Origin of the sequence: Pseudonocardia yunnanensis (assembly GCF_039534065.1) — a bacterium.
GTDB lineage: Bacteria > Actinomycetota > Actinomycetes > Mycobacteriales > Pseudonocardiaceae > Pseudonocardia > Pseudonocardia yunnanensis.
This window is the reverse complement of sequence record NZ_BAAAUS010000059.1, coordinates 202,496-217,399: the sequence shown is the minus strand read 5'-3', so window position 1 is coordinate 217,399 and position 14,904 is coordinate 202,496. Positions and strand designations below refer to the sequence as shown.

General features: G+C 72.8%; 13 protein-coding genes. 4 read left to right on the top strand and 9 right to left on the bottom strand.

Going from position 1 to position 14,904, the window contains the following annotated elements:
- Positions 1-52 precede the first annotated feature (52 nt).
- From ABD743_RS40145 to ABD743_RS40115, 7 genes are all read right to left on the bottom strand, one after another.
- A complete protein-coding gene (locus tag ABD743_RS40145; RefSeq protein WP_344729258.1) occupies positions 53-1,588 on the bottom strand; it encodes a CYTH and CHAD domain-containing protein in 1,536 nt (511 codons plus the stop codon).
- Positions 1,589-1,667: 79 nt separating this feature from the next.
- Positions 1,668-3,080: an AMP-binding protein gene (locus ABD743_RS40140; RefSeq protein WP_379658959.1), complete on the bottom strand. Its 1,413-nt coding sequence runs from the start codon at positions 3,078-3,080 to the stop codon at positions 1,668-1,670.
- 5 nt (positions 3,081-3,085) lie between these two features.
- Complete coding sequence (locus ABD743_RS40135) at positions 3,086-4,492, bottom strand: FAD-binding oxidoreductase (protein ID WP_344729254.1); 1,407 nt, start codon at positions 4,490-4,492, stop codon at positions 3,086-3,088.
- 97 nt (positions 4,493-4,589) lie between these two features.
- Positions 4,590-5,996 (bottom strand): FAD-binding oxidoreductase, encoded by a 1,407-nt coding sequence (locus ABD743_RS40130; RefSeq protein WP_344729252.1) that lies wholly within the window; start codon positions 5,994-5,996, stop codon positions 4,590-4,592.
- Between the two features lie 146 nt (positions 5,997-6,142).
- Positions 6,143-7,072 (bottom strand): NAD(P)/FAD-dependent oxidoreductase, encoded by a 930-nt coding sequence (locus tag ABD743_RS40125; RefSeq protein WP_344729346.1) that lies wholly within the window; start codon positions 7,070-7,072, stop codon positions 6,143-6,145.
- A gap of 73 nt (positions 7,073-7,145) precedes the next feature.
- Positions 7,146-8,105, bottom strand: a complete 960-nt coding sequence (locus ABD743_RS40120) for an o-succinylbenzoate synthase (RefSeq protein ID WP_344729250.1) — start codon at positions 8,103-8,105, stop codon at positions 7,146-7,148.
- A 75-nt stretch (positions 8,106-8,180) separates the two neighbouring features.
- Positions 8,181-9,662 (bottom strand): flavin-containing monooxygenase, encoded by a 1,482-nt coding sequence (locus ABD743_RS40115; RefSeq protein WP_344729248.1) that lies wholly within the window; start codon positions 9,660-9,662, stop codon positions 8,181-8,183.
- An 88-nt stretch (positions 9,663-9,750) separates the two neighbouring features.
- Between ABD743_RS40115 and ABD743_RS40110 the strand changes: the two genes are divergently transcribed.
- The gene (locus ABD743_RS40110) at positions 9,751-10,362 is read left to right on the top strand and encodes a TetR/AcrR family transcriptional regulator (RefSeq protein WP_344729246.1); all 612 of its coding nucleotides are present in this window, start codon (positions 9,751-9,753) and stop codon (positions 10,360-10,362) included.
- Entirely contained in the window at positions 10,359-11,102 is a 744-nt protein-coding gene (locus ABD743_RS40105; protein WP_344729244.1) for a siderophore-interacting protein, read from the top strand. Before ABD743_RS40110 ends, ABD743_RS40105 begins: the two co-directional genes overlap by 4 nt.
- A 36-nt stretch (positions 11,103-11,138) precedes the next feature.
- On the opposite strand, the gene ABD743_RS40100 is transcribed toward ABD743_RS40105, so the two are convergent.
- Together ABD743_RS40100 and ABD743_RS40095 are read right to left on the bottom strand one after the other, a co-directional pair.
- On the bottom strand, positions 11,139-11,579 hold the full coding sequence (locus ABD743_RS40100; RefSeq protein ID WP_344729242.1) for a hypothetical protein: 441 nt from the start codon (positions 11,577-11,579) through the stop codon (positions 11,139-11,141).
- Between the two features lie 103 nt (positions 11,580-11,682).
- On the bottom strand, positions 11,683-12,372 hold the full coding sequence (locus ABD743_RS40095; protein WP_344729240.1) for a DUF2461 family protein: 690 nt from the start codon (positions 12,370-12,372) through the stop codon (positions 11,683-11,685).
- A gap of 143 nt (positions 12,373-12,515) precedes the next feature.
- Between ABD743_RS40095 and ABD743_RS40090 the strand changes: the two genes are divergently transcribed.
- On the top strand, positions 12,516-13,247 hold the full coding sequence (locus ABD743_RS40090; RefSeq protein WP_379658954.1) for a response regulator transcription factor: 732 nt from the start codon (positions 12,516-12,518) through the stop codon (positions 13,245-13,247).
- Entirely contained in the window at positions 13,244-14,830 is a 1,587-nt protein-coding gene (locus ABD743_RS40085; protein ID WP_344729236.1) for a sensor histidine kinase, read from the top strand. The genes ABD743_RS40090 and ABD743_RS40085 overlap by 4 nt, the downstream gene beginning before the upstream one ends.
- The last annotated feature ends 74 nt before the right edge of the window (positions 14,831-14,904 follow it).

Genomic DNA, 14,904 nt, shown 5'->3' with positions numbered 1-14,904 from the left:
ACTCTCGGAAGTCCCGCGAGTCGCCCGTTCCGTGTGTCGATCCGGCCGGGACTCAGCGGAGCCAGCGGCGGTTGCGACGCTTCCATGCCTGCGCCCACAGCGCCGGGAGTTCGCGCTCGATCTCGTCGGCACGGGCGGCGTCGCGCCCGTAGAGCAGTCCGAAACTGAAGCCGTTCTCCCCCGCCGGGTGAGCTAGCGTGCCCAGCTCGCGCAGCGTCGCGCGGGCGACCACGGTGTCCTGGTGCTCACCGAGCGCCGACTGGAAGCCCTTGAGCGCCTTCGCGAACTGCTTCGCGTCCTTCCCCACGGCCGGCGTGGCCACCTCCGTGGCGTACCGAAGACGCTTCCCGGCCTTGCGGGCGCTGTGCACCGCGACATCCCGTTCCGACTCCTCGGCCGTCGGGTCGTGTGCGATCTTCACCGCGTCCGACAACCGCTTGGCGGTGCGGGCCACCAGCTTGGGCATCTCCTTGCGTGCGGGACGGGCGGCGAGCTTCGTCAACGGGGGCCGCTCCATCAGCGCGTCGATGGCCGAGCGCAGCTTCGCGTGGCGCTCGCTGTCGAGCTCTGTGAGCACAGCGGCGTTGGCCTCCGCCTCGGCCCGGGCGAAGTATCGCGTCATCTGCGCCTGTGCGGGGCCGAGCCGCAGCTCATCCGGGAGCGCGGCGAGCCCGTCCGAGATCCGCTCGTGAAGCACCTCGGCGTCACGGGCGGGGGCGAGCGCGCGGCCCAGCTCGCGCAAGCCGTCGACGATCGGATCCGTGCGCTTACGGTCGAGCAGCTTGCGATAGGCCTGCAGGGCGCTTCGCATGCGACGGGATGCGACGCGCATCTGGTGCACGGAGTCCGGTCCGCCGCGGCGCACGCGCAGCTCTTCGGCCGCCAAACGGTCGGCCTGGGCCGCGAGGTACTCCAGCAGCACCGCCCCGGCGGAGCCGCGCTTGCCGGCCTTCACCGGACGGGCCTTGGGCGCCGGTCGGAGCAGGCGGTCCAGCTCCTCGTCGGGCGCGGTGCCGGCGGGCCGCAATCCGCTCTCGGTGAACCGGTTCTGCACCTCCGTGAGGAGGGAGTCGTCGGCGGCAGCGCTGCGCAGCTCGACCTCCGTCCAGGCCTCGACCTCGGTGGCGCTGCCCAGGGTGGCGAGGGTGACCTCGTCGTGCACCACCACCGCGAGCGAGCGGTCGCCCGCGCCGTACAGACGCGCTTCGGTGCGCACCCGCCGGATCCGGCCTGCGGGCCGGACGGCACGATCACGGGCGGCCCCACGGATCAGCTCCGAGAGCTCGCCCGGCACAGCGGGCGCGACCCCGGCATCCGGCGCGAGCGGGACACGCAGGTCCTCGGCAGGGCCGCCGTCGGGGAGGTGGAGGTGCCACTGCGGCGGGCCTTCCGGCATCCGGAGCAGGGTCAGGGCGATGCCGGCTGCCGCGAGCCGTCGGTCGTCGGTGTCGTAGCGTTCGGTCTCGAGCACCTGCTGGGGGAGGACGTCGTCGCGACGAACCCCCGGGAGCCCGGCGAGGCGGGGGACTCCCGATCCGGCAGGTCCACGGTAGGTCCGGTCCGAGGTGCGGGTCGTCGTCTCAGTCATCCGATCAGTGTGCCCGCGTCGGCGCGCCGAGATGCACTCTCGCGGAACCTGCGGCCCACATCACCCGACCGACGCAATGTCATCGCGGCAGTCGGGCCTTCACCACCTTGCCCATGTCGTTCCGGGGTAGGGCGTCGGTGAACCGGACCTCCCGGGGTCGCTTGTGCGGCGCCAGCAACCTGGCGACGTGATCGACCAGATCGCGCTCGGCCGGCGGCGGACCCGCGGGTACGACGAACGCCACGATCCGCTCCCCCAGGTCGTCGTCGGGCACTCCGATGACCGCCACCTCGGCCACCCCCGAGTGCTCCAGCAGCGCGTTCTCGATCTCGCCCGCACCGATCTTGTAGCCACCCGACTTGATCAGGTCGGTGGCGCTGCGCCCCACCAGTGCGAGCGCCCCGCTCTCCGTCCAGCGCCCGATGTCGCCGGTGACGAACCAGCCGTCGGGGGTGCGCGCAGCGGCCGTGGCGTCGGGACGGTTGAGGTAGCCGTCGAAGAGCCCCGGACCACGCACCTCGACGGAACCGAGGCCGTCGGCCTGCTCCCCGGCCAGCGGGGCGAGCCGCACCTCGGTGCCCCGCAACGGACGACCGACTGCACCGGGCTCCGGCTCGTCCTCGGCGCGGGCGGCGGTGAGGATCAACGTCTCGGTGAGCCCGTAGCGCTCGCGGACCGCGAGCCCGGTGGCCCGATGCAGCCGGGCGTGGTCGACGGCGGTGAGTGCCGCCGAACCCGACACCAGGAGCCGCGCACGGCCGATCGCCTCGCCGGCGGCCGGGTCCGCTTCGAGCTGGTCGGCCAGCCGGTGGTACTGCGTCGGCACGCCGAAGACCATCGACGCGCCCGCCTCGGACAGCGTCCGCGCGTCGAGCATGCCGATGTGGTGCAGACTCCCGCCGCGGCGCAGCGGCCCGATCACCCCGAGCACCAGCCCGTGCACGTGGAAGAGCGGAAGCGCGTGCACGAGGTGGTCCTCGCCCGTCCACGCCCAGGCGTCGGCGAGCGCGTCGAGGTTGGAGGCGACGGCACCGCGGGACAGCACGGCTCCCTTGGGCGGCCCGGTCGTGCCGGATGTGTAGATGACCAGTGCCGGTTCGCCGGCCGGCGGCTCGTCGCCGGGTACCGGTGCGGAGGCCGCCAGGTCGACGTCGTGCCGGGGAACCGAGGCCAGCGGCCCCGGCAGCTCCACACCGGGAGCGGCCAGCACGAGCTCGGGTGCCGCATCGGCGAGGACGTGCCCGAGCTCCCGCTCCCCCAGCTTCGGGTTCAGCGGCACGGCCGTGACGCCGGCGAGCAGCGCCGCGGTGATGCCGACCGCCGTGTGCAGCGTCGGGGTGGCGTGCACAGCTACCCGCCGCCGTCCGTGGAGCGCCGAGGCCAGAGCGCCGGCCGCACCCGCGAGCTGCGGGTAGGTCAGCGCGAGGCTCGCGTCACCCACGCCGAAGCGCAACGCGGGACGGTCCTGCGGATCATGGAGGGCGGGGAGCAGACGGGTCACCCGACCACCTTGCCCGGGTTGAGGATTCCCTGCGGATCCAGGGCCGCCTTGACCGCTCGCTGCATCGCGACGACGTGCGGGCCGAGCTCGCGGCGCATCCCGGCCAGCTTCAACAGCCCGACCCCGTGCTCACCGGTCACCGTGCCGCCGAGCTCGAGCGCGGCATCGATGATGTCCTCGAACGCCGCCTGGGCCCGCTTCCTCGCGGCCTCGTCGCCGTGCGGGGTGAGCATCAGCGGATGCAGGTTGCCGTCGCCCGCGTGCGCGACCGTGGCGATGAACGTCTCGTGCCGTGTCCCGATCTCCTCGATGCGGCGGAGCATCTCGGCCAGCCGGCCGCGAGGCAGGCAGACGTCCTCCGTGAGCATCGCCTGACCGAGCTGCTCCAGCGCGGGGTACGCGAGCCTGCGCGCGTCGAACAGCGCCTCCGCCTCGACCGGGTCGGTGGACAGCATCGCCTCACGCGCCCCCGCTGCAACGAACTCGGCGTGGATCGCCTCCGCCTCCTGCTGCGCCCCGGGTTCCGGGAGATCGGTCTGCGCGAGCAGGAGCGCGGCAGCGTTGTCCGGGAGCCCGGCGTTCTTCCACTTGTTCACCGCCTGCAGGCAGAACCGGTCGATCAACTCGAACGCCGCGGGATGCAGACCGCGGGCCGTGACCCGGGAGACGGCGTCGCCTGCGGCGGCGAGATCGTCGAAGAACCCCACGACGGTCCGCGGCGGGCTCGTACGAAGCGGGCGCAGCCGCACCGTGACCTCGGTGATCACCCCGAGCGTCCCTTCGGAGCCGACCATCAGCCCGGCCAGGTCGTATCCGGCCACGCCCTTGGCGGTGCGCCGCCCCAGACGCACGACCTCACCCGCGGCGGTGACGACCTCCAGCGCCAGCACGTAGTCGCGCGTGACCCCGTACTTCACACAGCACAAGCCGCCCGCATTGGTGGCGACGTTGCCCCCGATCGTCGACCACGGAGAGCTCGCAGGGTCCGGCGGATACCAGAGACCGTGCTCGGCGACGGCTGCGCGCAGGTCGTTGTTGACCACCCCGGGCTGCACCACGGCGAGCCGCTCGTCGGCGTTGATCTCCACGATCTCGCGCATCCGCTCCGTGGACAGCACCACGCAGCCGTCCACCGCATTCGCGCCACCCGAGAGACCCGTACCTGCGCCGCGCGGGACGACCGGACGGCCGTACCGCGCGCACGCGGCGACCACCGCCGCGACCTCCGCCGTGCTGCGCGGCCGCACCAGCGCCGCCGCACGCCCGTACGGCGCCCACTCCGCCTCGTCGTGCTGGTAGGCATCCACGACGGCGGCGTCGGTGACGATGCGGTCGGCCGGCAACGCCGCGAACAGATCGGCGACGAGCGGGTCGGGCGGAGCGGAAGCATCCGAAACGGCCATACCGTGACGCTAGCCAACCGTGTGTGGAACCGCGCCTCCCGCAGTCGATCAGCGGAGAGCTCCTATGCCGGACGGATCGTGGTCCGCCGCGCGCGCGTCACCCGGCAAGCTTGCCCGGGTTGAGAATTCCCTGCGGATCCAGAGCCGCCTTCACGGCCCGCTGCATCGCCACCACGTGCGGACCGAGCTCCCGCCGCATCCCTGCCAGCTTCACCAGGCCGACCCCGTGCTCGCCGGTCACCGTGCCGCCGAGCGCCAGCGCGGCGTCGATGATGTCGTCGAATGCCGCCTGCGCCCGACGGCGCGCGTCCTCGTCGCCGGGCGGAACGAGCAGCGACGGGTGCAGGTTGCCGTCCCCCGCGTGGGCCACGGTGGCGAGGAGCGTGCGGTGCCGCTCCCCGATCTCCTCGATGCGGCGGATCATCTCGGCGAGATGGACGCGCGGAAGGCAGACGTCCTCGGTGAGGATCTCGTTGCCGAGCTGCTGCACCGCCGGGCCGATGAGCCTCCGGGCATCGAACAGCGCCTCGGCCTCCACCGGATCGGTCGAGATCATGGCTTCGGCGGCCCCGGCCGCCACGAACTCGGCGTGGATCGCCTCGGCCTCCTGCAGCGCAGCGGGCTCCGGAACATCGGTCTGCGCGAGCAGGAGCGCCGCCGCGTCGTCCGGGAGACCGGCGTTCGTCCACCTGTTCACCGCTTGCAGGCAGAACCGGTCGATCAGCTCGAACATGGCGGGCTGAAGGCCCCGTGCGGTGACGCGGGAGACGGCGTCGCCTGCGGCGGCGAGATCGTCGAAGAACCCCACGACGGTCCGGGGCCGGCTCGTGCGCGACGGACGCAGCCGCAGTGTCGCCTCGGTGATCACCCCGAGGGTGCCCTCCGACCCGACCATCAGCCCGGCCAGGTCGTACCCGGCCACCCCCTTGGAGGTGCGCCGCCCTACTCGCACGATCTCGCCCGCGGCGGTGACGACCTCCAACGCCAGCACGTAGTCGCGCGTGACCCCGTACTTCACACAGCACAAACCCCCCGCGTTGGTGGCGACGTTGCCCCCGATCGTCGACCACGGCGAACTCGCAGGATCGGGCGGATACCACAGCCCCTGCTCGGCGACCGCTGATCGCAGGTCGTCGTTCACCACGCCCGGCTGCACCACGGCCAGCCGCTCGTCGGCGTTGATCTCCACGATCTCGCGCATCCGCTCGGTCGACAGCACCACGCAGCCGTCCACCGCATTCGCGCCACCCGAGAGACCCGTGCCCGCCCCGCGCGGGACAACAGGACGGCCGTACCGCGCGCACGCGGCGACCACCGCCGCGACCTCCGCCGTGCTGCACGGCCGGACCACCGCCGCCGCACGCCCGGACGGCGCCCACTCCGCCATGTCGCGCTCGAAGGTGTCCATGACGTCGTGGTCGACGACGACGCGGCCGGCCGGCAACGCCGCGAGAAGATCGGCGACGAGCGGGTCGGGCGGAGCGGACGCACCCGTGACGGCCATGCGGTCGACGCTAGGCCGACGATCAGGGACCCGCACTCCCACGATCGTCCTGCGGCACAACGCTGATCCGCCGACCTGCCGCCCAGCCATCCGATGATGATCAGCACCACATCTGCCGGACGGCTCGTGGTCGGCTGATCTCCGGATCAGCTCACGCCGAGGCGCGCCGCCACCGCTCGGCCCAGCAACGTCCCGGATCGCCAGGCCGTCTCCACCCGCGAGCTGCCCCAGCTGTCCCCGGCGAGCGCGATCCCGTCGTCACCGAGGTGGAACGGGCGGTCGCGGTCGGCGGCAGGTGCGGCGTGACGCCATTCGTGGGCGACGCTCCACAACGGCGGCGTGCGGATGTCCAGCAACTCCCGGATGGCCTCGACCGCCGGACCGACGGCACCGGTGGGATCCGCCTCGTGCGCGCGGGCGATGTCGGGGGTGGTGTGTGCGACGAGCACCGGAGCCCCGTCGCCCCGCCGATCGCCGTCGTCGGCGATCAGGGACAGGACCGGATGATCGTTGACGAACGCCGCGCTCATCTCCGGCCATTCCCGCGACGGCCAGCCGGCCACGACGGTGACCACCGGCCGCCACTCGCGTCCGGCCAGTTCCGCGGTGGCGGACGAGGCAGGGTCCACGAGGCGCAACGCCTCCGGGTCGGGCATCGCGAGCACCACGACGTCGGCGGGCGTGCCGTCCACCTCGGGTCCGTGCCCCACGTGACGGATCTCGTACCCCAACTCGACCGTCAGCCCCGCCGCCAGATCCGCCACGAGGCTCGCCAGACCCCCGGGCGCCGCCCAGCGCATCGGTCCCGGCGAGCGACCACGGCTTCCGTCGCCCAGCACCGCGAGCTCGGACGTCCACGGCCGCGCCAGCCCGGCCCCCTTCCAGCGGTCCACCACCTCGGCGAACTCCGGGTCGCGCACGGTGAAGTAGGCCGCGCCCGTGTCGACGGGCCGCCCATGGATCACCCCGCCGCCCATCCGCCCGCCAACGGCCCTAGAGCGCTCCAACACCCGCACCGGCACACCAGCCGCACGGAGCTGACGAGCGCAAGCAACACCAGCGATCCCAGCCCCCACAACCACAACACCCACACCAGGACGGTATTGAACTTCGGAGCCGTAGTGGTGTCAGCGGGGCCGCTTCGCGGCTCTACGGCTCCATAATGCTGTTGAGGGCTGTTACGCGGGCTAAGCGGGCTTGCCACCATCTCTTGCGGTCGGCAGGCGCAGCCAGCGCCTCTCTGTGCACCGGCTCGGGGGCCTGGCGGAGTACTGGGAGCCAGCCGTCGCTTGGCACGAGCGGGTCGGCCACCACGTCAGCCGTGAGCAGCGCGCCGGTGCCGAACCCGCACGCGAGGTCCAGGTCCGGCAGGGCACCGGCCAGCGCCAGCTCCGCGGCCAGCCCGACGCTCGTCTCCAGCGCGGACGAGACCACGCACGGCAGCCCGCACGCCTCCGCGACGGCGAGCGCACGGCGTACCCCACCGAGGGGAGCGCACTTCAGCACGGCGATGTCGGCTGCGCCGGCGACCGCAACCCGCAGCGGGTCCTCGGCACGGCGGATCGACTCGTCGGCGGCGATCGGCACGTCGACCTGACGCCGCACCGCGGCGAGCTCCTCGATCGTCCGGCACGGCTGCTCGACGTACTGCAGCCCGCCGGCCGCGCGGTCCAGGGCACGGATCGCGGCGACGGCCTCGTCGACGTCCCAGCGCGCGTTGGCGTCCACCCGCACCGCGCCGCGGGGGCCGAGTGCGTCGCGGACCGCGGCCACGCGTTCCAGGTCGTCCGGCAGCGAGCCGGGCGCGTCAGCGACCTTGACCTTCGCCGTGGAACAGCCCGACGCCCGGACGATCTCCTGCGCCCGCTCCGGCCCGACGGCCGGGACGATGCAGTTCACCGGCACCCGGTCGCGGACGGGCTCCGGCCAACCCTCCTCGGCGGCCTCGACGGCGGCGGCGAGCCACGCTGCCGACTCGGCGTCGTCGTAATCGGCGAAGGGGCAGAACTCGCCCCAGCCCGCGGGCCCGTGCAGCAACATCCCCTCCCGCACGGTGATGCCGCGGAACCGGGTGGTCATGGGGATGGCGTACACGGCGGGATCGAGCACGGCTCCGACCCTAAGCCCGGCGCCGCGACGGCCCTCACGGGCGCGAAGCGGGTGACTCGCGGGAGTGGCGCGGTGTCAGGCCAGGAGTTCGTGGTCGGACGGGCGGACCTTGCGGGTGCGGCGGCGGAAGGCGAACGTGTGTCTCGGCCAGAGCACGCGGTTCCTGCCGTGCTCGTCGAGGTACCAGCTCGCGCACCCGCCCTCCGTCCACACGGAGCCTGCGAACCTGCGCTGGACCGTGGCGTTGAAGGCGTCCTGCCGGTCGCGGCGGGTGTCGATGGCCACGGCGCCGTTCTCGTCGAGGAGACGCAATGCGTCGAGCAGGTAGTTCAGCTGCGACTCGATCATGTAGATCATCGAGCTGTGGCCGAGGCCCGTGTTGGGACCGGTCATCGTGAAGAGGTTGGGGAAACCGGCCACCGTGGTGCCCAGGAAACCCTCGAGCCCGTCGCGCCAGACGTCGGCGAGTTCCAGCCCGTCGCGGCCGACGATGCGGGCCGAGCGCCCGAGGCCGTCGGCCACCTTGAAGCCGGTGCCGAAGACGATCGTGTCGACCTCGTGCTCGACGCCGTCGGCCGTGACGACGGCGGTGGGCGTGACCCGCACGACCTTCTCCGTGACGAGCTCGACGTTGGGCCTGGTCAGGGCCGGGTAGTAGTCGCTGGAGAGCAGGATGCGCTTGCAGCCGATGGTGAAGTCCGGCGTGAGCTTTGCCGTGAGGTCGGGGCGGTCGGCGAACGTCCGGGCGAGGTAGGCGCGGGCGAACTTCTCGATCAGCGCCATCCGCTTCGGCTTGAGGAAGCCGGTGAGCAGGCTTTCGTTGCGCGCGTAGATGAGTGCCCGCGAGAGCTTCTGGACCACCGGCGCGGCCCGATAGATGCGTTGCCACAGCGGGCGCACCGTCCGGTCGGGCTTCGGCAGCACCCACGGTGCGGTGCGCTGGAAGATCGTGAGCCCTGCGACCTGCGGCTGGATGGCCGGCACGAACTGGATGGCGCTCGCGCCCGTGCCGATCACGGCGACGCGCTTACCGCACAGGTCGTGGTCGTGATCCCACCGTGCGGAGTGGAAGGTCGTGCCGGCGAACTCGTCGAGCCCGGGGATGTCGGGCATCGACGGCTCGTGCAGTGCGCCCGTGCCCCAGACCAGCACGCGGGCTGTGAGGCTGCTGCCGTCGGCCAGTCGCACGGTCCAGTGCCGGCCGCTCCACTCCGCGGCGACCACCGTGGCGCGGAACCGGATGCGCGCGCGCAGGCCGAACCGGTCGGCGATGCCCTCGAGGTAGGCCCGGATCTCGGGCTGCCGCGCGTAGAGCCTGCTCCAGTCCGGGTTGGGGGCGAACGAGAACGAGTACAGGTGCGACTGGACATCGCACGCGCAGCCCGGGTACGTGTTGTCACGCCAGGTGCCGCCGAGGCTCTCGCCCTTCTCCAGGACGATGAAGTCGTTGCGACCTGCCTGCGCGAGCCGGACGGCGGCGCCGAGGCCGGCGAACCCGCTGCCGACTATCGCGACGTCCACGGCCTCACCGGCGTCGTCCGGGGTCGGCTGGCTCATCGCGCTCCTCCCGTAGTGGGTACCCGAGCGAAGTTACCACGGGTAAGTTACTGGCGGTAGGTTTCGGTTGCCTGCGATAGTGGACCCCGTGGACCCCAGCAGGCCCCGCCGCCGGGTGAGCCGCGCCGAGCGCGAGCGACAGATCCTGGACGCGGCCGTGGCGGTGTTCGGTGAACGCGGTTACCAGGCGGCAGCCATGGATGTGGTGGCCGAGCGGGTGGGCGTGACGAAGCCCGTGCTGTACGCCCACTTCGGCTCCAAAGAGGGTCTGCTGCTCGCGTGTATCGCCCGGGCCCGCGCCGAGCTGCTCGAGGTGACCACGGCGGCCGCGGCGTCGGCGCACGGGCCGGAGGAGATGCTGCGACGCGGCACCCTCGCGTTCTTCGAATACCTGGAACGACGCGAGCCGGCATGGACCCTTCTGTACTCGGAGTCGACCGTGGCGGGCGAGGCCCTCGAGGGCATCAGGGCCCAACAGACGGACTTCATCGCGACCCTGCTCGCCGGCCAGGCCCCCGACGCCGACCCGCAGCGGCTGGCCGGGTGGGCACAGGTGATCGTCGGAGCGTGCGAGCGGCTCGCGCTGTGGCGCGGAAGCGAGCGGACGGTCACGAGCGAGCAGGCGACGGAGTACCTGATGGACCTGGTCTGGACGGGCCTGTCCGCCGTGGGGAGCGCACCGGCACAATCGTCGCGATGACGACGACGGCACCCCGGCTGCTGCAGGTGCAGCGCAGCGAGCGGATCACCCCGCGGATGGTCCGCGTGACCCTCGCCGGAGCGGAGCTCACCGGATTCGCCGGCGAAGGGCCCGACCGCCGCATCAAGATGTTCTTCCCCGTGCCGGGGCAGGATCGGCCCGCGGTGCCGCGGGCGACGTCGGGCGGACCGGTGTGGCCCGCCGGTGAGCCCCGGCCGGTGATCCGCACCTACACCGTGCGGCGCTTCGACGCGGGCGTGGGCGAACTGGACGTCGACTTCGTGCTCCACGAGGGCCACGGACCAGCGGCCGCGTGGGCACGGGAGGCGAGCCCGGGCTCGTGGGTGGGCGTGTCGGAGCCCGGCGGCCGTTACGAGCCGGACCCTGCGGCGGACTACCACGTGGTGATCGGCGACGAGACGGCCCTCCCGGCGGTGGCCACCGTGCTGGACGCCCTGCCTGCCGGGGTGCCGGCCATCGCCTTCCTCGAGGTGGCCGACGCCGGCGAGGAGCAGCAGCTGCCGGGTGCGGCCACGGTGCGGTGGGTGCACCGCGGCGACCGCGAGCCCGGCAGCCCCCTCAGCGAGGTGGTGCAGGCCGCGCAGTTCCCCGCCGGGGCCGGGCAGGCATGGCTGTCCGGCGAGTCGGCCTGCGTGCGCGACCTGCGCAAGCACCTGCTCGACGACCGCGGCCTGGACCGGCGCCGGGTCTACGCCACGGGCTACTGGCGCGCCCGCTGACCCGTCCCGGCGCCGGCGACACCGGGGCCGCGCCGGTCAGCCGATGAACTGGTAGTCGGTGCGGATGCGCCCGTCCCCGTCGAGGACGAGGAACTCCAGGCCGCCGCCCACCGGCTCGCCGTCGGCCAGCGAAACCATCTCCCAGTGGAACTTCACGACGCCGGCAAGGGCGACGGCGTCGGGACGCGTCCGGAACACGTGCTTGCCGGGCGCCACGAATTCCTCGTAGGCCAGGGTGACCCTGTTCTCCAGGGCCGCGTGCCCCCGCACCTCGAACGTCGGCGTGACCCCGAGCGCACTCGCCGTTGCGACGACCGCCTCCGGCGGCTGCAACAGCTGGACACCGTCCTCGGCCCACAGCTCGCCGATCAGCTGCCTGCGCCGTTCGGAATCGGGTTCGTTCCAGACGGACGTGTAGCGGTGGCTCAGCTCCTGTGCGTCCGGCACTGCGATCTCCTGGATCTCTTGTGTGGGCATGCGACGAGCGTCGCTCCGGACACTGCGACCGACAATTCCCGCCGAGGAATGGCCCGACGACGTGGCAGCGCAGTGCCCGTGCCCGGCGGCCCCGAGACGGAGCTCACGACGGCAGTGGCACCACCGGCGTTTCCGGCACCGGCCGAGGTCGCTGCACCGGCTCGGCGGCGCCCACGTGCTCGTCGAGCCAGGCGAGGACCGGGGCGGCCGAGCGCCACGTGGCACGCACCCACTCCAGCGGTTGGCGCGTGGCGAGCCACTCACCAGCGGGCCGGGAACCCGTGAGCTGCAGGCCGCGCCTGCGCAGCAACGCGATGTGAGGGTGCTCGGCGCCGTAGCCGCGTGGGGTGCCGGTGAGTGGGCGTCCCGGATCGGGCACGAGACCGTGGAGCCCGCCGAGCATTGCGGTGAGCTCCTCCCCCGCCGCCCCGTCGACCGCCGCCCGGTACCGCCGGAGCTGACCGGCGTCGAACGACCAGTGCCCCGCCGTGACCGACAGCGCGGACGCCGACAGCACCACGGCGAGAGCCGACCCCCCGGAGGTGGTGGCCACACCCCCGGTATCGGTGCGGTACGGCGGGGCGTCGGGCCGGAACCGCCTGTTGACGGCAGGCCGCAACACACGGACCGGCCCGAACTCCGGGGTCAGCTCAGCGGCGAGGGCCAGCATCGGCGCCTGCACCGCGGCGGCGTGTCGGTGGCGCTGCGCAGTCCAGAACTCGCGGTTGTTGTCGGCGGCGATCTCGGCCAGGAACACCGTGGCATCGGCGGGCCATCCCTCGAACACGTCCATCTCGTTCCCCTCGGGTACGGTCGGCTTCACTTGATCGATGGGCACTTGGACGACGCAGTGAGTCCGGCGGTTCCACAGCGGGCGCACAGGTTTCGCCCATCGACGGCACAGTCCTGCGCGCAACGCTGGCTAGCATGTCGACGATGAGGGACCAGGCCACGGCGTTGCGGCGGGCCGATGGCAGCCCGATCCGGATCCTCGTCGTCGACGACGAGGCCTCGCTGTCCGATCTGCTGTCGATGGCTCTGCGGTACGAGGGCTGGGACGTGCGCGCCGCGGCCGACGGCACCTCTGCCGTCCGGGCCGCGCGGGAGTTCCGGCCCGATGCCGTCGTCCTCGACGTGATGCTGCCCGATTTCGACGGCCTCGAGGTGTTGCGCCGGATGCGCGCGGAGACCCCCGACGTCCCCGTGCTGTTCCTGACCGCCAAGGACGCCGTGGAGGACCGGATCGCCGGGCTCACGGCAGGCGGCGACGACTACGTCACGAAGCCCTTCAGCCTGGAGGAGCTGGTCGCCCGGCTGCGCGGCCTGCTGCGCCGCTCCGGCATGGCGGCGGCCCGGCAGGGCTCCGAGCTCATCGTGGGCGATCTCGTGCTGGACGAGGACAGCCACGAGGTGCGCCGGGGCGATGCATCCGTGGAGCTGACGGCCACCGAGTTCGAGCTGCTGCGATACCTCATGCGCAACCCCAAGCGCGTGCTGTCCAAGGGGCAGATACTCGACAGGGTGTGGAACTACGACTTCGGCGGCCAGTCCAACGTCGTCGAGCTGTACGTCTCCTACCTGCGCAAGAAGATCGACGCAGGTCGCACGCCCATGATCCACACGGTCCGGGGCGCGGGCTACGTGCTCAAACCGGCGGCCGGGGGGTGAGGAGCCGCTCGCTGCGGACGCGACTCGTCGCGACGCTGCTGCTGCTCCTCGCCGTCGCATCGGCCGTGGTCGCACTGGTCACGGCCCTGACACTGCGCGGTTTCCTGCTCAGCAGGCTCGACGGCGACCTGCGGGTGTCGAGCCGAGTGCTCGCCCGCATCGACTCGGACTCGACGCTGCTGCCCCCGCTCGACGCCGAGGAACGGCCCGGACTGCGCCCGGCCGACAGCCTGAGCGCCGTCCTCCGGCACGGCCAGGTGCTCTCCGCGTGGGTGTTCACCCGCGACGGCGGGGTGCAGCCGGTGTCGCCCGAGGAATACCCCGACCTGGCCGCTGTCCCCGTGGACCACGCGCCGCTCAGCGCCGATCTCGGCCCGCTGGGCGTCTACCGTCTCGTGGCGTTGCCGGGCGGGAGTGGCGACGTGATCGTCACCGGGTTCACCGAACGCACCGTGCAGGACACGGTGGCCCGGCTGGTCACCACCGAGCTGATCGTCGCCGCGGTGACGCTGCTGGGCGCGGGTCTCACCGGTGCCGTCCTCGTGCGGCGGGAGCTGGAACCGCTGGAACGGGTGGCGGCCACCGCCGCCCGGGTCAGCACGCTCCAACTGGACCGCGGTGAGGTCTCGCTGGTGGAACGGGTGCCCGACACCGACCCCCACACCGAGGTGGGCCAGGTCGGGGCGGCCCTCAACCACATGCTCGACCACGTCGGCGCGGCGCTGGAGGCCCGCCAGGACAGCGAGACCCGGCTGCGCCAGTTCGTCGCCGACGCAAGCCACGAGCTACGCACCCCGCTCGCGGCGATCCGCGGCTACGCGGAGCTGAGCAGGCGCGGCGAGCTACCGGCCGACGCCGAGTACGCACTCGTGCGGATCTCCGCCCAGTCCGAGCGGATGACCACGCTCGTCGAGGACCTGCTCCTGCTCGCGCGGCTCGACGCGGGCCGGCCGCTCGAGCGCCGCGAGGTCGACCTGACACGGCTCGTCGTCGACGCGGTGAGCGATGCGCACGCCGCAGGCCCCGGGCATCGCTGGCAGCTCGACCTTCCCGAGGAGCCGGTGACCGTGCCCGGGGATGCGTTGCGGCTGGCCCAGGTGCTCGCCAACCTGCTCGCCAACGCCCGCACCCACACGCCGCAGGGCACCACGGTGACGGTCGCCCTCGCCGTGGAGTCCGCAGGCGCCCGGCTGGAGGTCGTGGACGACGGGCCGGGCATCGCGCCCGAGTTGCTGCCCCACGTGTTCGAGCGGTTCGCGCGTGGCTCCACGTCGAGGTCGCGGGCGAACGGCAGCAGCGGGCTGGGGCTCGCGATCGTCGACGCCGTTGTCGCCGCGCACGGGGGTTCGGTGCGGGTCGCCAGCGTCCCGGGCCGTAGCGCGTTCATCGTGCGCCTGCCGAGTGTCGCGCCCGAGCAGACGGTGCCGTTGCGCGTGGTACACAGCGGCCTTTCACCGTCCGACCTTGCTGCGGACGGCGTGTGCACGGATGCCGCAGCCCCCGTGAACAGCACCGACACCACCGCTGCCCCGGCGGAGGCCACCGGCGATGTGGCGCCGGTGCCCCACCCGCCCCGGCCCTGAGCTCCCTCGTCAGGAGCGCCCCGCGTCCTGTTCGGGTGATCACGGGAGCGTCGTCCGGAATCACAGCCGCCGCA

Coding starts and splice junctions, on each gene's coding strand:
- ABD743_RS40145 (WP_344729258.1), bottom strand. CDS start 1,588: ATGACTGAGACGACGACCCGCACCTCGGACCGGACCTACCGTGGACCT.
- ABD743_RS40135 (WP_344729254.1), bottom strand. CDS start 4,492: ATGGCCGTTTCGGATGCTTCCGCTCCGCCCGACCCGCTCGTCGCCGAT.
- ABD743_RS40130 (WP_344729252.1), bottom strand. CDS start 5,996: ATGGCCGTCACGGGTGCGTCCGCTCCGCCCGACCCGCTCGTCGCCGAT.
- ABD743_RS40115 (WP_344729248.1), bottom strand. CDS start 9,662: ATGAGCCAGCCGACCCCGGACGACGCCGGTGAGGCCGTGGACGTCGCG.
- ABD743_RS40105 (WP_344729244.1), top strand. CDS start 10,359: ATGACGACGACGGCACCCCGGCTGCTGCAGGTGCAGCGCAGCGAGCGG.
- ABD743_RS40100 (WP_344729242.1), bottom strand. CDS start 11,579: ATGCCCACACAAGAGATCCAGGAGATCGCAGTGCCGGACGCACAGGAG.
- ABD743_RS40095 (WP_344729240.1), bottom strand. CDS start 12,372: ATGGACGTGTTCGAGGGATGGCCCGCCGATGCCACGGTGTTCCTGGCC.
- ABD743_RS40090 (WP_379658954.1), top strand. CDS start 12,516: ATGAGGGACCAGGCCACGGCGTTGCGGCGGGCCGATGGCAGCCCGATC.